16 protein-coding genes and 1 pseudogene are annotated in these 15,256 nt (G+C 62.7%); 10 read left to right on the top strand and 7 right to left on the bottom strand.

Going from position 1 to position 15,256, the window contains the following annotated elements:
* Positions 1 to 48 precede the first annotated feature (48 nt).
* From G559_RS0121295 to G559_RS0121285, 3 genes are all read right to left on the bottom strand, one after another.
* Positions 49 to 759, bottom strand: coding sequence for an rRNA pseudouridine synthase (locus G559_RS0121295; RefSeq protein WP_028630186.1), 711 nt, complete (start codon positions 757 to 759; stop codon positions 49 to 51).
* A 121-nt stretch (positions 760 to 880) separates the two neighbouring features.
* Entirely contained in the window at positions 881 to 2,002 is a 1,122-nt protein-coding gene (locus tag G559_RS0121290) for a DmpA family aminopeptidase (RefSeq protein WP_028630185.1), read from the bottom strand.
* A gap of 45 nt (positions 2,003 to 2,047) precedes the next feature.
* Positions 2,048 to 3,151, bottom strand: coding sequence for a polyamine ABC transporter substrate-binding protein (locus G559_RS0121285; protein ID WP_028630184.1), 1,104 nt, complete (start codon positions 3,149 to 3,151; stop codon positions 2,048 to 2,050).
* 111 nt (positions 3,152 to 3,262) lie between these two features.
* On the opposite strand from G559_RS0121285, the gene G559_RS0121280 reads away from it, so the two are divergent.
* The 6 genes from G559_RS0121280 (at position 3,263) to G559_RS0121255 (ending at position 7,382) form a co-directional block, all read left to right on the top strand.
* Positions 3,263 to 4,036 (top strand): helix-turn-helix transcriptional regulator, encoded by a 774-nt coding sequence (locus G559_RS0121280; protein WP_028630183.1) that lies wholly within the window; start codon positions 3,263 to 3,265, stop codon positions 4,034 to 4,036.
* A gap of 92 nt (positions 4,037 to 4,128) precedes the next feature.
* Positions 4,129 to 4,425: a type II toxin-antitoxin system RelE/ParE family toxin gene (locus tag G559_RS0121275; RefSeq protein ID WP_028630182.1), complete on the top strand. Its 297-nt coding sequence runs from the start codon at positions 4,129 to 4,131 to the stop codon at positions 4,423 to 4,425.
* 8 nt (positions 4,426 to 4,433) lie between these two features.
* Positions 4,434 to 4,745 carry a HigA family addiction module antitoxin gene (locus G559_RS0121270; RefSeq protein WP_028630181.1) on the top strand — a complete coding sequence of 104 codons (312 nt, stop codon included), beginning with the start codon at positions 4,434 to 4,436 and terminating at the stop codon, positions 4,743 to 4,745.
* Positions 4,746 to 4,871: 126 nt separating this feature from the next.
* Entirely contained in the window at positions 4,872 to 5,453 is a 582-nt protein-coding gene (locus tag G559_RS0121265; RefSeq protein WP_028630180.1) for an MliC family protein, read from the top strand.
* 691 nt (positions 5,454 to 6,144) lie between these two features.
* Positions 6,145 to 6,648: an anthrone oxygenase family protein gene (locus tag G559_RS0121260; RefSeq protein WP_028630179.1), complete on the top strand. Its 504-nt coding sequence runs from the start codon at positions 6,145 to 6,147 to the stop codon at positions 6,646 to 6,648.
* Between the two features lie 215 nt (positions 6,649 to 6,863).
* Positions 6,864 to 7,382 (top strand): thioredoxin family protein, encoded by a 519-nt coding sequence (locus G559_RS0121255; RefSeq protein WP_028630178.1) that lies wholly within the window; start codon positions 6,864 to 6,866, stop codon positions 7,380 to 7,382.
* A 102-nt stretch (positions 7,383 to 7,484) separates the two neighbouring features.
* Here G559_RS0121255 and G559_RS0121250 read toward each other — a convergent pair whose 3' ends face one another.
* Positions 7,485 to 7,946 (bottom strand): Ohr family peroxiredoxin, encoded by a 462-nt coding sequence (locus G559_RS0121250; RefSeq protein ID WP_028630177.1) that lies wholly within the window; start codon positions 7,944 to 7,946, stop codon positions 7,485 to 7,487.
* A gap of 290 nt (positions 7,947 to 8,236) precedes the next feature.
* Between G559_RS0121250 and G559_RS0121245 the strand changes: the two genes are divergently transcribed.
* Together G559_RS0121245 and G559_RS0121240 are read left to right on the top strand one after the other, a co-directional pair.
* Positions 8,237 to 8,977 (top strand): sulfite exporter TauE/SafE family protein, encoded by a 741-nt coding sequence (locus tag G559_RS0121245; protein ID WP_028630176.1) that lies wholly within the window; start codon positions 8,237 to 8,239, stop codon positions 8,975 to 8,977.
* 62 nt (positions 8,978 to 9,039) lie between these two features.
* Positions 9,040 to 9,864: a class I SAM-dependent methyltransferase gene (locus tag G559_RS0121240; protein ID WP_028630175.1), complete on the top strand. Its 825-nt coding sequence runs from the start codon at positions 9,040 to 9,042 to the stop codon at positions 9,862 to 9,864.
* A 244-nt stretch (positions 9,865 to 10,108) separates the two neighbouring features.
* Here the strand turns inward: G559_RS0121240 and G559_RS0121235 are convergent, their stop codons facing one another.
* Together G559_RS0121235 and G559_RS0121230 are read right to left on the bottom strand one after the other, a co-directional pair.
* Complete coding sequence (locus G559_RS0121235) at positions 10,109 to 10,444, bottom strand: DUF3703 domain-containing protein (RefSeq protein ID WP_028630174.1); 336 nt, start codon at positions 10,442 to 10,444, stop codon at positions 10,109 to 10,111.
* 348 nt (positions 10,445 to 10,792) lie between these two features.
* Entirely contained in the window at positions 10,793 to 12,235 is a 1,443-nt protein-coding gene (locus tag G559_RS0121230; protein ID WP_028630173.1) for a SulP family inorganic anion transporter, read from the bottom strand.
* Between the two features lie 212 nt (positions 12,236 to 12,447).
* Between G559_RS0121230 and G559_RS0121225 the strand changes: the two genes are divergently transcribed.
* On the top strand, positions 12,448 to 12,903 hold the full coding sequence (locus G559_RS0121225) for a MarR family winged helix-turn-helix transcriptional regulator (protein ID WP_028630172.1): 456 nt from the start codon (positions 12,448 to 12,450) through the stop codon (positions 12,901 to 12,903).
* 154 nt (positions 12,904 to 13,057) lie between these two features.
* Here the strand turns inward: G559_RS0121225 and G559_RS31180 are convergent.
* Positions 13,058 to 13,210: pseudogene (locus G559_RS31180) on the bottom strand (helix-turn-helix domain-containing protein); the annotation flags it as partial.
* A 257-nt stretch (positions 13,211 to 13,467) separates the two neighbouring features.
* Between G559_RS31180 and G559_RS29175 the strand changes: the two are divergent.
* The coding region (locus tag G559_RS29175; protein ID WP_036997683.1) for a PAAR domain-containing protein at positions 13,468 to 15,256 on the top strand (1,789 nt) is incomplete at its 3' end.

The following is a 15,256-nucleotide window of genomic DNA, read 5'->3' as shown; positions in this document are numbered from 1 at the left end:
ACCCATCCTACGAGTCTTCAATCAGCCCCTACAGGATGCCGCCGTGCCTCAGAACCGCTCGGCCTGCACCAGGTAGCGCCATTGCCCGACCGGCACCTTGCCCATGGGTACGCCGCCGATCCGAATGCGCTTCATGCCGACGACCTTGAGGCCAACGGCGCTGCAATAAGCGGCGATCAGGCCCGGTTTGGGGTTCTTCAGAGCGAAGCGCAGGTGGGTTTCGTTTTGCCAGCTTGCCTTCACTGGTGGCAGGTCCTGGCCTTTGACCTTGATGCCCCGTTTCAGGCGGTCGAGGCCCTTGTCCAGCATCGTGCCGCTGACTTCGACGACGTATTCCTGTTCCAGCTTGTTCGCGTCTTCGTTGAGCTTGCGCAGGGCTCGCCAGTCCTGGGTCATCACCAGCAGCCCGCTGGCGCCCGGTTGTAGCGGCAGGGTGGTGGTCAGGCGAGCGAAGTGGCTGCGCAGCAGGCGCACAGCGGCGCGGTCTTCCGGCCATCGGCTTTCAGGGTTGAGCACGCGTTGGGCGGCTTCGAAGGACAGGCCGGCGGGCTGATTCAGTAAAAGCGTCACCGGCTCCTGCGGATCGGGCGTGGCACCAGGGAGTAGAGCGACTGTCTGGCCTTCAACCTTGAACTGCGGCTGTTCGACCACCTCGCCATCGACCGTCACCCAGCCGCCCTCGATATAGAGCTCCGCCTCCCGGCGCGAACAGCCGGTGAGTTCGATAACGCATTTGGACAAGCGGACGGGGTCGGTCATTGGGGGCAGCCAGTGGAGAGGAAAGGGCGCAATGGTAAACCCATTGGGCCGGCTCGGCACGGGCGGCGGCTTTTACTGTGGGGGCCAATGAAAGCGCCCCCCACAGGAAGCTTCGTCCTTGTCAGGGTTTCTGGCCCGGCCAACCCGCCTGGTGCAGCGCCTTGGTCAGGGTTTCGACGTCCAGCCCCGGTACCCGATGGCCGTTGCCTTCGGTGGTGGGCGAGGCCAGCATCGCGTTGATGATGGCTTCCTCCACGGCTTCGGCGGCGGCGAGGAACAATTCGCTGATGTGGTCATTGTTGACCATGCGCAGGTTGTCGCAGGTCGGAGCACCCTTGGCCTCGTAGGCGGGTGCCGGCAGGTGCTGGTTGCCGGTGGAGAAGGCCACGAAGATGTCGCCGCTGTGATCTTCCGTTCCGCCACCGGTTCGGGCCAGGCCGATGCTGGCGCGCTGGGCGAGGCGCGTGCACTGGTGCGGCAGCAATGGCGCGTCAGTGGCCAGGCAGACGACGATCGAGCCCATGCCGGGGTGCGGCAGGCGGGCCTTGAGGAAGGGTGAGTCCACCTGCTCCATGTAGCGGCCCACCGGGTAGCCATCGACGCGCAGCTCTTGCCGGACACCGTGGTTGGCCTGGACGATGGCGCCGACCGTCCAGCCGCCTTGCTCGGTGCTCAGCCGGCGCGAGGCGGTGCCGATGCCTCCCTTGAACTCATGGCAGATCATGCCGCTGCCGCCGCCCACCGCGCCTTCGGTCACCGGGCCATCGACGGCATTGCCCAGGGCCTGGGCCACATGCTCGATACGCACGTGAAAGCCGTTGATGTCGTTGAGCAGGCCATCGAAGGTTTCCAGCACCACCGGCATGTTCCAGTACAGCCGGCCATCCTGGGGTTGCTCCTCGCGGTCCAGGGCAATCAGAGCGTCCCGCACGGTGCCCACGCTGTGGGTATTGGTGAAGGCGATCGGGCTGGTCAGCAGGCCGGCCTCGCGAATCCACTCAAGGCCGGTAGCATCGCCGTTGCCGTTGAGGATGTGGACGCCGGCGAAACAGGGCTGCAGGTTGGTCGAGCCCGGGCGTGGTTCGATCACCGTGACGCCGGTCTGGATATCACGCCCTTCGGCTGTGCGGCCGCGTATATCGCAATGGCCGACCCGCACGCCGGGTACGTCGGTGATGGCATTGAGGGGGCCAGGTTGCAGTTGGCCAAACTGGAGTCCGAGGTCGCGGGCACGTGGTTTCATCGTTTTACTCATGGCAGGTAGTTACAGGAAAGATGGAGGGTTGAATCACTGGCCACTCTTCACCTTGCTCCAGACGCGTGTGCGCACGCGCTCGGCTTTCTTGGGCAGTGGCTCCAGGGTGAACAGCCTGGCCATGGCCTCGGCTGGCGGATAAACGCTGGGGTCGTTGCGGGTGGCTTCGGCGACCATCGGCGTGGCGTTGCGATTGCCGTTGGGGTAGCTGAGAAAATCGGAGATCGGTGCGATGACTTCCGGCCGCATCAGGTAGTCGATGAACGCCAGGCCCTGATCGGGGTGCGGCGATTGCTTGAGCAGCACCAGGGTGTCGAACCACACGGGCGCGCCTTCGGTCGGCAGGCTGTATTCGATCTTCACGCCGTTCGCGGCCTGTTCGGCGTTGGTCCTGGCTTCCAGCATGCCGCCGGACCAGCCCAGGGCTACGCAGATGTTGCCGTTGGCCAGGTCGCTGATGAACTTCGATGAGTTGAAGTAGGCGATATGGGGGCGCAGCTTGAGCAGCAAGGCCTCGGCTTTCTTGTAGTCGTCGGGGTTGGTGCTGTTGGGCGGCAGCCCCAGGTAGTGCAGGACGATGGGCAGTACTTCGGAAGGCGAATCGAGCATCGCCACGCCACATTGGCTCAGCTTGGCCAGGTTCTCCTCCTTGAACAGCAGGTCCCAGGAGTTCACCGGGGCCTGGTCGCCCAGCACGGCGCGGACCTTGTCGACGTTGTAGCCGATGCCGTTGGTGCCCCAGAGGTAAGGCACGGCGTAGCGATTGCCGGGATCGTTGACGGCCAGCTTGGCCAGCAGGTCCTGATCCATGTGCTTGAAGTTGGGCAGCCGGGACGGGTCCAGGGGCTCCAGTACGCCGGCCTGAATGAGGGTTGGCAGGCTGAAGTTGCTGGCCACCACCACGTCGTAGCCGCTGCCACCGGTGAGCAATTTGCCTTCCAGCATCTCGGCACTGTCGAAGGTGTCGTACACGGGCTGTATACCGGTGTCGCGCTTGAAGTCCGCCAGGGTGGTCTGGCCGATGTAGTCGTACCAGTTGTACACGTGGACGGTGGGCGCGTCGGCTGCGGCGGTCGACAGCCACGCCGACAGGCAGGCGCCGAATCCGAGGTTGAGGTACGAGCGGTGACGAAGCATGATGCGGCACTCCTGGCCCCTGGCAGGCCCTTGGTGGTCGAGGGTTCCGAGGCTAGAGGTCTGAGGCGTTGCTGGACATTCCCATCACGGGTTATGCGAAAGGGGTAGAGCGTGGAAGCCTTGTTGAGAGAACTGCCGGTGCACCAGGGGCTGGCGCGCATGTTTGGCAGCCTGGGGCAGGAAGGCTTCTGGCGCAGCCTGGTGGATACGCTGCGGCTGCTGGTTCCCGTGGACAACGCGCTGGTGGCACTGATGCGCCCGGGCCGGGTGCCGCAATTGCTGGCCGACTTCGAGTTCCGCGGCGGGCTGGACGAGCGCGAGGACCTGGCCGATTACTGCGCCGGCCGCTACCTGCTCGACCCCTTCTACCTGGCCGCATGCAACGGCATCGCTGATGGCCTGCACCGCCTTGAATCCGTTGCACCTGACCAGTTCCTGCAAAGCGAGTACTACCTGAGCTACTTCCGCGCCGTGGTCGGTGGCGGCGAGCTGCAGTTCATCTGCAACCTGGACGATGCCGTGCTCAGCCTCTCGCTGGGACGCGAGCAAGCCTTCGCCGACCACGAACATGGGCGCTTGCTCTGCGTGCGTGATTGGGTGCTGGCGGCCATGCGCAGGCACGTGCAGATCATGCCTCCGGAGGGGCCGGCGAACGAAGAGATGGCCAGCGACCTGGCCTCCATCCTGGGTCGATTCGACGCGCGCCTGACCGAGCGCGAGATGGATACCGCGCGGTTGATTCTCCAGGGCTTTTCCAGCAAGGCCATTGCCCAGCGCATGGGGATTTCACCCGAGACGGTGAAAGTGCACAGGCGCAACCTCTACAACAAACTCAACGTCAGCGGCCATGCCGAGTTGTTCGCGCTGTTGCTGCATCCGCATTGAGGCCTGTGCTGGAGAGGGCGATCACACCCTTTGGCCGTAGTCGCGGTGTACCCTTGTGCGGTACAGTGGCACAAATCCTAAGAATTTGACTCATGATCAAAAGCTTCAGGGAGGCATGGCTGGAAGCGTTCTTCGTTCGTGACGAACACGCTAAACAGATTCCAGCCGATATCAGCAACCGGCTGTTTCGAAAGCTACAGCTGCTGGACGATGCCACGACTGACAGTGACCTGCGCATTCCACCGAGCAATCACTTCGAGAAGCTAGTGGGCAAGTTGAAGGGGCTGCATTCCATTCGCGTCAATCAGCAGTGGCGATTGGTGTTCGAGTGGGATGGGGACAAAGGCGAAGCGTCGGGGGTGTACCTCGACAATCACTCCTACCGATGAGGTGAAGCATGATCATTACCGAACGTAAGCCGGTGAGCGTCGGCGAGATGCTCACCGAAGAGTTCCTCGAGCCCATGGGCATTACCCAGGGTCAACTGGCAGAGGCCATGGGTGTTCAGCGCAAGCTCGTCAACGAACTCTGTAACAACCGCCGCGCCATCACGGCGGACACGGCGTTGATGTTGTCCCGGGTCTTCGGCAACTCGGCCGATTTCTGGCTGAACCTGCAGCGTCGCAATGATCTGTGGGAAGCACTCAACTCGCCTGACCGCCGGGCCAGGATCGAACGCGCAAAGCCTCTTCCTCATCGGGCAGCCTGATCTGTCCGGGGACGATGACCTGACTCCCCGACACTTGGAGGATCCGTAATCCCTTTACCGGGAGGATATTTCGGGCGCTCTGGGCTTTACTTGGCAATCGTCCCCACCACAGGCTTGGAGGCCGAAATGATTCCCGCAAAAGGACTTCTATTGGCGCTCAGCGCCACCAGCCCATTGGCCATGGCCGACTCCGGCCCATCCTTCGACTGCGCCAAGGCCCAGGGCGTCGAGCAGCAGGTATGCAAGAGCGCTGACCTGAGCCTTCTGGACCGCCAACTTTCGGATGTCTACAAGAAAACCCTGGCCGCGACCGACGCGGCGACCCAGAAGCGACTGCGTGCCGAACAGCGCGGCTGGCTCAAGGGTCGCGATGAGTGCTGGAAGGCGGACGATCAGAACCAGTGCCTGACCCTGAGCTACCAGACGCGTCTGGTGGAGCTGCAGATCCAGTCCGGCTCGGTGATGGCGCCCAAGGCCGTGGAATTCATCTGCGGGGATAACAGCAAACCCTTCACCGCTGCGTTCTATAACAACCTCGAGCCCACTGCAGCGGTGTTCACCTACGGCAACGACCAGACCATCGCCATCAGCCACCCCGCCGCCAGCGGTGCCCACTACAGCACCGACGGCATGGATTTCTGGGAGCACCAGGGCGAAGCCAAGGTGACCTGGTATGGCACTGAAATGACCTGCAAAGTGGCGCGCTGAGCCTATTCGCTAGGTCTGCGCTAGCTGTTGCGAGAGATTTACCATCGGGTCAAGAGCCTTGTAGGAGCTGCCTGCAACACGTAATGCAGACATAGCCAGCCTAATCCCGGCCTTTCGTCGTCAGCTTGTCCACGGCTCGTTGCAGGCGCTCCAGACCTTCGTGCAAGTGGCGCAGGGCTCGTGGTGGTCGTGCCCCCCGAATGCCCCGTCTGCGTACAACTCCCCCCTCCCTGAACGTTATTGGCCCGCGCGCAACGTGAGGGCCTGGGATATGTACTGCATCGCTCGTCCATTCGATTAAGACAGGTCCACACTTCACGCAGATGCCGGTTGGATTCGTTTTCTTCAGCCATGCTCGTGTCCTCGGCAACTCGGTTGACGACTGGACGGCAGGAATCCTCGTCTGATCCAAAATGCACGGGGGCGTAGTAAGGCAGGTGGATGGGGGACGAACGGTGCGTTAAACCCTTCGCATGCGGTTGTACTGCGAGCCAATACCTGCCGACCGATCCGTGGGGGAATCTGGAAAGTGACAAGGAGACTGCCCTGAGCGGCGATTGCGAGCATGCCGCAGCGGGTCGTTATCGACTCAAGGCGAATGCACAAACAAGCATAAATCTGCTTTCCTTCTCCCCTGAACCTCACAGGCGCGGGGCCTGGACTTGACTGGACGGCCCCTGAGAACCCGACCATGCCCTTTATCGATGACCTGGCCTTTGTGCTCGCCTTCCTCGCCGTGATTGCCTGCGGGTTGATGGGCGGGCTGTTCTTCGCATTCTCCAACTTCGTGATGCAGGCGCTGGCGCGCATTGCGCCGGAAGCCGGCATCGCCGCCATGCAGGCCATCAACCAGACGGTGCTCAACCGAGTCTTCCTCGCCATCTTCCTGGGCACGACTGCTGCCTGCGCGCTGCTCACGCTCTACACCTTCGTGCATTGGGACGTACCCGGTACCTTATTCCTGCTCGTCGGCAGCCTGATGTACCTGCTGGGTAATTTCGGCGTCACGCTGGTGTGCAACGTCCCGCGCAATAACGCCCTGGCAAAGCTGAACGCGGGCAGCCCCGATGCCGTCGCCCCGTGGCGCGACTATGTGGAGCATTGGACGCGCTGGAACCACGTTCGAGCCGGTACCGCCCTGGCGGCTTCGGCGCTGCTGATGGTGGGACTGTTCCTGATGCTGGCGATGGATTAGGCCTTGCCCGAAGTCGTCCCTCGCTTGCTCTGATCCACCGGTTCCACAGGCCGGTTTCGGCCAGAACCAGAGCCTTGGCGGCGATGCCGTGAACGAAGGCCTGCTCCTCTTGATAGGCCGACAGCCCGCGTCGTCAAACGGATCTCACCCATTTGCCGTGCCCCGGTATTTCTGCTGGGATGCCACCTTTATTTCTGTAGTTGAGGAACCCCCCCATGGCCTCCTTTGAGCAACTCTTTGCCATCGGTGAACGCTTTGACGCGTTCGTCGGCCGCGGTCTGCCGGCAGAAATCGCCGCCGTGCAGGCGGTGCAGCGCAAACTGGCCGAACCCGGCGCGCTCAGCGAAGCAACCCGGCAGCGCCTGCAGGCCGTGCAGGGCCGCTACCACCTGCTGGTGGCGGGTGAGATGTGGTGCCCGGACTGCCAGATCAACGTCACGGTCATGGATTTCCTGCATCGCTTGCAGCCGCGCGTCGATCTGGCCGTGATCTCCAAGGGGCGCGCGGAGGACGATTTGCAGGAGCGCCTTGGGCTGGAACGCATTCAGATCCCCCTCGTGGCGGTGCTGGACGAACGCTTCACGCTGGTTGGCCGTTTCATTGAACGGCCGCAGGATGTGATCGCCGGTGGCGATGCCATGAAGCCGGACTATCGGGCCGGGAAGTACCTGGAAAGCACGGCGCTGGATCTCCTGGCGATATTCGAGGCGGCTGAGGGGCGTGCGGGCAATTAGCCCCGGGCAACGCCAACCGTGCCACGCGAACAAAAAAGCCGCCCCGGCTTTCAGGCCGGGGCGGCTTTTATGTAGCTCGCGATGCACTAGGCGAGCGGTGCATCAATCGGCGATCACATTCAGTGCGACGTCGATGTTGCCGTGGGTGGCTTTGGAGTACGGGCAGATCTCGTGGGCTTCCTTGGCGATTGCCTCGGCGACTTCGTGCGGTACGCCCGGGAAACTGACGTTGAAACGAGCCTGGATGAAATAAGCGTTACCGGTCATGCCCAGGTCTACTTCGATCTCGACGGCCAGGTCCTTCGGCAGCACCACTTTGCGCTGCTGGGCCACGAGCCCGATAGCGGCGATGTAGCAGGCCGACCACGCACCGGCGAACAGTTGCTCGGCAGTGGGGTGGGGCAGGGTTGCGTCGAACTGGAGTTCCGAGTTCGCGCTGCCGCCACGGGGGGCCGACAGTTTGATGTCGAGGCGGCCGTGGTCATTACGTGACGCGCCTTCGCGGTGGGCTACGGTGGTGTGGGTCTTGCCAGTGAAAAGGACTTTTTCGATCTTGGTGGTCATGGGGAGTTCCTCATTGCTTCGTGTGCTTGAGCGGTTGCCGGGTGGTGGTTTTGCTTTGTGATCGCATTCGATTAAATCGTATACGATGGAGAAATGTTTGCGCACAAACAAAATGGCGTCAATAGGCGGGTGCCTGCATCTGGACGAACGGTTGCCCTTACGTCGATGAGTCAGTTGGGCCGGGGTGTTCGCTGACCGCCCGTTTCGGGGCCCCAGGACGGAGGCACTCGACGAAAAGCCCGCCATAATGGCGCCCCGTCCGTTTGTCCACCTGAACAGGCTGTCTACCGATGTCATTCGCCGAGTTGTTTCTACTGGGCATTCCCGCCGTCCTGCTGACGGGCATTTCCAAAGGAGGGTTCGGCGGCGCTCTGGGGGGCATCGCGGTGCCGCTGCTGGCCCTGATGATGCCGCCCACCCAGGCGGCGGCGATCATGCTGCCGATTCTCTGTATGGCGGATATCACCGGTCTGCGCCGCTTCTACGGCAAATGGGACCCGCGCAACCTGAAGATCATGCTTCCTGGCGCATTGCTCGGTGTGCTGGTGGGCACCCTGAGCTTCGGTCTGCTCAGCGAGCGGCTCATCGGTCTGATGATCGGCGGCATCGCCATCGTCTTCTTCCTGCTCAACGTGCTGAACGCTGCCGCGGCCCAGGCGCCCAGTGCACCGAAGGTGGCCAAGGGCACTTTGCTGTCGGGCATCGCAGGCTTCACCAGTTTCGTCGCCCATGCGGGTGGTCCGCCGATCATGATGTATCTGTTGCCGCAGCAGATGGACAAGGTGCGCTACGTCGCCACGGTGAATTGCTTCTTCCTGCTGACCAATGCCATCAAGCTGGTGCCCTATGCGCTGCTTGGGCAGTTCACCACCACCAGCCTGACCGCAAGTCTCGCCCTGGCGCCCATCGTGGTGGTCGGGGTGTGGCTGGGTATCTGGTTGCAGGGGCGGGTGAATCACGCCTGGTTCTATCGCATCGCCTGGGCGGGGTTGCTGCTGACAGGCATCCAGCTGTTCGTGCAGAACTGGTAGACGGTTGCACGGTGCAGGGGTAGCGTTCCGCTCTTTTCCAGGGAAGAACGGAGTCTTGCCTCATGAGTGATTACCTCGAACTGAACAAGGTCAACTGGGACGAGCGTGCCCCCCTGCATGCCGCGTCCCGTGACTATGCCGCCGAGGCGTTTGCCAGCGATCCGGGTTACCTGTCGGATGTGGTGCGCTTCGACCTGCCGCGACTGGGCGATATCACAGGCCAGAACGGTGTGCATCTGCAGTGTCATATCGGCACCGACACGCTGTCCCTTGCCCGCTTGGTCGCACGGATGAGCGGCCTCGATTTCTCCCCAGCCTCCCTTGAGCAGGCGCGCTTGCTGGCGTGTCGCTGCGGGAAGGAAATCGGCTTCGTCGAATCCGACGTCTACGCAGCCGACCAGGTGCTGCCGGCGGGTACGTTCGATCTCGTCTACACCGGCATCGGCGCGATCAACTGGCTGCCGCGCATCGACGAGTGGGCGCGTGTGGTGTCTGCCTTGCTCAAACCGGGCGGTCGGTTGTTCATGCGTGAAGGGCACCCGATGCTTTGTGCGGTAAACGAGGCGCGGGAAGACGGGCTGGTCATCGAGTACCCCTATTTCGAACGGGCCGAGCCCATGGAATGGGACGACGACAGTACCTACGTGGAAACCGACGCCAGACTGACCGCGACCCGGTCCTATGAATGGAACCATGGCCTGGGCGAGGTGGTTACAGCGCTGCTGCGGTATGGCCTGCAGCTCACCGCCCTGGAAGAGCACGACAGCATTCCCTGGGAAGCACTGCCCGGCCGAATGGTGCTGGACGAGGCGGGCGAGTGGCGGCTGGAGCGGGACCGTTGGCGGTTGCCGCTGAGCTACACCCTGCAGGCGGTTAAGCGAGGGTAGGGGCAGCCCTGCGGTTGAATTCGCCCCCACAAGGAAAACAGGCAAAAAAAGGCCGCCACGGTGCGGTCAACTTACGGGGGGAGGTGGCGACCGTGGCGACTTCAATTGTCCTCTGCAAGGGGACAGTTTTACGGTAGTCGATGTCAGGAAAACGTGCGTCGGTATTCCGTCGGAGTCCTGCGTTAGATATTCCACCAATCATCAGGCTCCCAGTTGGCGCGGAACATTGCCCCCCCAAGTCTGTTCAGCCCAGGAGTTGGCGAAGCTCCTCGGACATTGGCATCGGCTTGAAGGCGCTGACTCTGGCCCGGCCGGTGTTACCCAGGGGGACCCAGATTCGCGAGAAGAGCAGGGCGGCGGGCATGCGGAAGGCCTGACCAATCACCTCGCGAAAATCGCCCTGCTGCCAGCCGGCCTTCAGCATCAGCCAGTGGCTGCGGGTATGCAGCAACGGCAGGCGTTGGCTGAGGATGTGGGCGCGTTCCAGCCAGGGGTAGGCGCGTTGCGGATCTTGGGCGGCGAGGGCGTCGCAGGCCTGCTGGAAGGCCTGTTCGATGGCGATGTGAAGTTCGGTTTTCATGGGGTGTTCCTGCAAGGGGAGGTGACGGCAGTGAACACCCTGTAGTTACTTCAGGGTCAAGTGACCTTCAGCGGGACGGGAGGACGGCGTGAACTGCGCACCGTGGCGGGATGCAATCGTAGGATGGGTGGAGGCCACGATACCCATCAAATTGCGGCCGATATGGGGGCACGGCCTGGTTCAATCCGCGGTCGTTCGTTCCTCAAGCCCGTCGCGCATAGTTCACCGTCAGCCTCTCACACTGATGCCCGTCCGTTTCCCCCGTGCGTGGTAATCCACCGGCCCGTGAACCGCGCGAGAATCCCCTCGAACGCCCCTGATCCCGCCAGCCCTTCGGACGAGGGGTGGCTAGTGCTGCTCCCCGGCTCGCTTGAGTAGCTTCTTGCAGCGCTCGGACAGGTGTATGACGCGCAGGTGTTTGCCGGCCTTGGCATAGCGTTCGCGCAGGGTCTTCAGCGCGGCGATGGCCGAGTAATCGACGAAGCTGAGATGGCGGCAGTCCAGGGTCACCTGGTGCGGGTCGTCGGCGGGGTCGAACTGGTTGAGGAAGGGAGTGGTGGACGCGAAGAACAGCGTGCCGTGAAGCTGGTAGAGCTTGCTGCCGTCGGCTTCGACGTGGCTGTCGGCATAGAGTTCACGGGCGTGGTGCCAGGCGAAGTTCAAGGCGGCGATGACGATGCCGCAAAGAACGGCAGTGGCCAGGTCGGTGAAGACGGTAATGACGGTCACGGCGCCGATCACCAGCACGTCGTTCAGTGGCACCTTGCCCGCCACCCGCAGCGAGCCCCAGGCGAAGGTCTGCTGGGCCACCACGAACATCACGCCCACCAGTGCTGCCAGCGGAATGCGCTCGATCAGCGGCGAGAGGAACAGCACGAACAGCAGGGTCATCACCCCGGCGATCACCCCCGAGAGCCGGCCACGGCCGCCGGAGCTGAGGTTGATCACTGTCTGGCCGATCATGGCGCAACCGCCCATGCCACCGAACGCGCCGGAGACGATGTTGGCCGCACCCAGGGCCACGCACTCACGGTCCGGGTAGCCGCGGCTCTCGGTGATCTCGTCGGTGAGGTTCAGGGTCAGCAGGGTTTCCAGCAGGCCCACCAGTGCCATCAGCACGGCGTAAGGCGCAATGACCTTGAGGGTTTCCAGGTCCCAGGGCACCTGCGGCAGGGCCAGCGTGGGCAGGCCGCCAGCAATGTGCGCCATGTCGCCGAGGGTGCGGGTCGGCAGGCCGAGCAGGTAGACCAGAAGGCCGACGCTAAGGATCGCCACCAGCGCGGGCGGCACGGCGCGGGTCAGGCGCGGCAGCAGGTAGACGATGGCCATGGTCAGTGCCACCAGCCCCAGCATCAGGTACAGCGGAATGCCGCCCAGCCAGTCTTCCCCCGTCTTGAAATGCTCCAGTTGGGCCAGCGCGATGATGATCGCCAGGCCATTCACGAAACCGAGCATCACCGGGTAGGGCACCATGCGTACCAGCTTGCCGAGGCGCAATACCCCGAACGCGATCATGATCACCCCGCCCAGCAAAACGGTGGCCAAGAGGTACTGCACGCCGTGTTCCACCACCAGCGCGACGATCACCACCGCCATCGACCCCGCCGCACCGGACACCATCCCGGGTCGACCGCCGAACAGCGCAGTCAGGGTGCAAATGATGAAGGCGCCGTACAGGCCCATCAGCGGGTTGAGGTGGGCGACCAGGGCGAAAGCGATGCATTCGGGAACGAGGGCGAACGACGTGGTGAGTCCGGCCAGGACATCGGCGCGCAGACGGGCTGGTTTCATGGTGTACCTGAGCTGTGGACCGGCGGGTACGGTCGCGAGGGATGACAAAAATAGGGGGGCGAATGTTACGGAAACAGGGACCATCCGACCAGCGATCAGGTACTCGGGGCGTTCTCTCAGTGTGGTATTGAGTTGGTGCTGTTCCGATATTATCGTATGCGATTTATGGCCTGCTCCTTCCGGGCAATGGCCATCGTCCCAGGGAGAAACACATGAAACCCAGCAACAAGGCGGCATCCGCAAAGCCCGCACCACTCTCCGACTTTCTGTGCTTTGCGGTCTACTCCGCGAACCTGGCTTTCGGAAAGGCTTACAAACCCGTTCTCGAGCAGCTTGGGCTCACCTACACGCAGTTCATCACCATCGTAGCGCTGTGGGAGCAAGACAATCAGACCGTTGGCGGACTGGGTGAAAAGCTGTTTCTCGAATCGAACACGCTCACGCCCATCCTGAAGAAGCTGGAGGCAATGGGGCTCGTTCAGCGGCAGCGAGATCCTGAGGACGAACGTCAAGTGCGACTCAGTTTGACGAGCCAGGGTCGAGCACTGCGTGAGAAAGGACTGGAAGGGAGCCTCAGCCAGGCGACCGGCCTGGAGCCGGAAGCGTTCGAGCAGATCCAGAAGGCGATCGTGGCGCTACGCGACAATCTCATCAAAAGCGTCAAGTAGGCCCGTGCCCGCGCACGGGACTGCTCAGCAACGCCGTCGGATACCCCGATGGCGAAGCGGCACGTGGCTTGACGTCCATAGCCGGTCTTCGGCCCGCATTAAATCGGAAGCCCTGCTGCCAGCATCTTGTCGCGGAGCTCAGCGGCACGGGCTGGCGGTACAGGGTGCTGGTGGATACGCCATCTAACTCCGCGATCACGGCCACCTGGGCGACTCGCTCTGGGCTTTTCTTCGGCAAACGGTCGAGCCGTTGCCGCAATTGCATCAACGCGTCGTAAGGGATGGCGCTATGCCGCCCGCTGGGCATTGCGTTCGCCTCGGTCAAATAGTTGTAGAGCGTCGAACGACCGATGCCCATCACGCGAAGGATTGTGATCCACCGCGCTGATGATTCTGACCTTGCGCCTGATCTTTCGGACTTTTCCTATTTACTTGCGGCACGCCACCCGCAGAGCCTTGGACTAGGCACCTGGCTTAACACCCGACTGCGGGTGAGCCAGTGCCCCATCGTCAATGGAAAGGCCCGCACCATCCACGTGCGGTGTCTCGTAGAGAGGGAATTCAGTGGCTACCGGATATTTCATTCGCCTGGGCGACAAGACCACCTGTGGTGGCACCGTGCTGGAAGCAGATACCCGCGTCATGATGTTCGGCATTGCACATGCTCGCCAGGGGGATCGGGTTTCTTGCGGCAAGGATGGCAAGGTCTACCGAATCATCGGCGGCGTCTCGTTCATCAGCAGTCATGGGGCTCCAGTGGCAGGCACCTTGGACAGTTTCAGCGGCTGCCCGTGCCGGGCCAAGCTGCTGCCGTCGTTGTTCACGGCGACCTACCAATCGGATCGTGGTGGCGCCAAGACCACGACAAGGCCCGCTTCAGCCCCTGTCGTGGCAGCGGCGCCGCTTGCTGCGACGCCTTTGAGCGCCGTTCCCAAACCGACCAGGAGCAGCCTGCTGGAAGAGGAGGAAGAAGAGGAGGAGCTGGAGGACGCTGGCATCGTGCTGCGCCTGGGGCTGTTCTTCGACGGCACCGGTAACAACCAGGCCAACAGTGCCGCCACGGAGGGCTGTTATGCGGTCAGCCTGGGCATGTCGCAGGAGGCCGGTGAGGATATTCGGCAATACTGTGCCACCTACGGCTTTGACGGCGAAGGCAACACGCCGGACAACAGCTACGGCAACGAGGCCAGCAACGTGGCGCGCCTCTATGGCCTCTATCCAGACGATACGCTCGTACAACTGCCGCCAGACCCCGAAGAGGCCTACGTCCCCGTATACATTGAAGGCATCGGTACCCGCAGCGGGCTGGGCGACTCCCTCTACAGCCAGGGCACTGGCCAGGGAGAGACCGGCGTGGTGGCACGGGTCGAGCAGATGCCGGCCCTGGCTCTAAAGCAGTTGGATCGTTTCAGAGCCACGAATCCCCAAGCCAAGATTCGTCGGATCGAGATTGACCTGTTCGGTTTCAGTCGTGGCGCTGCTGCTGCGCGACATTGTGCCAACGACCTGCTCAAGGGGGCGAACAGTTTGCTGGCCCGCTCGCTGCCCGCTGGCGCGCCCCTGTTCGCAACCGGGTTCGCGTGGCGTCATCGCAGCGATTTTGTCCTCAACTTCATTGGGCTGTTTGACACCGTGGCCGGCATTGTCTCGCTCCTTGATGGCGACTTCAGCGCGCACGATGCGAACAACCCTGGACTTGAACTGCGACTGGCACCGAACATGGCGCGCCAGATAGTGCACCTGGTGGCCCGCGATGAGTATCGCCACAACTTCTCCCTTAACCAGGCCACACTGGATATCGAGTTGCCCGGTTGCCATTCGGATATTGGCGGCGGCTACCTGCCCTTGGCCCGGGAGAAGCTGCTGTTGAGCAAGCCAGACAGCAGCTTTGAACTCGATCAGCTCGCCAACGAGCGCAGTGCTGCCTTTTCGCGCACCAAGTTGCGCTTCTATCAGGAGGCACCCCACTGGCTGACCTTTGTGCCGCCCGAGGGGCTGGATATCGTCACCTGGTCGGTGCCCACCCGACGCCGTGCACGCGATACCCAGGCGGAAAAGCGCGTGTACGCCGCCATCGCCAGTGAGCGGGAAGTGCGCGGCGAACTGTCGCTGGTGTACCTGCGCATCATCCGGGAGTTGGCAGTGCGTGCCGGAGTAGCATTTAGAGCGGTACCCAGTACTCAGGCCTTTGCCTTGCCCGCCGAGCTGCAGCCCATCGCCGCCAAACTCCAGGCTTTTGCCCTGCGCGAAGCGTTCACGCCGCTGACCGCCGAGGAAGAAGCACTGCTGCGCCGCCGCTACATCCACCTCTCGGCAAACTGGAATGCCGCCAAGGGCTGGAACAACAGCGTGC

The organism is Metapseudomonas resinovorans DSM 21078, assembly GCF_000423545.1.
Classification (GTDB): domain Bacteria; phylum Pseudomonadota; class Gammaproteobacteria; order Pseudomonadales; family Pseudomonadaceae; genus Metapseudomonas; species Metapseudomonas resinovorans.
The sequence above is the reverse complement of the archived record's forward strand: the minus strand, read 5'-3'. Positions and strand labels throughout refer to the sequence as shown.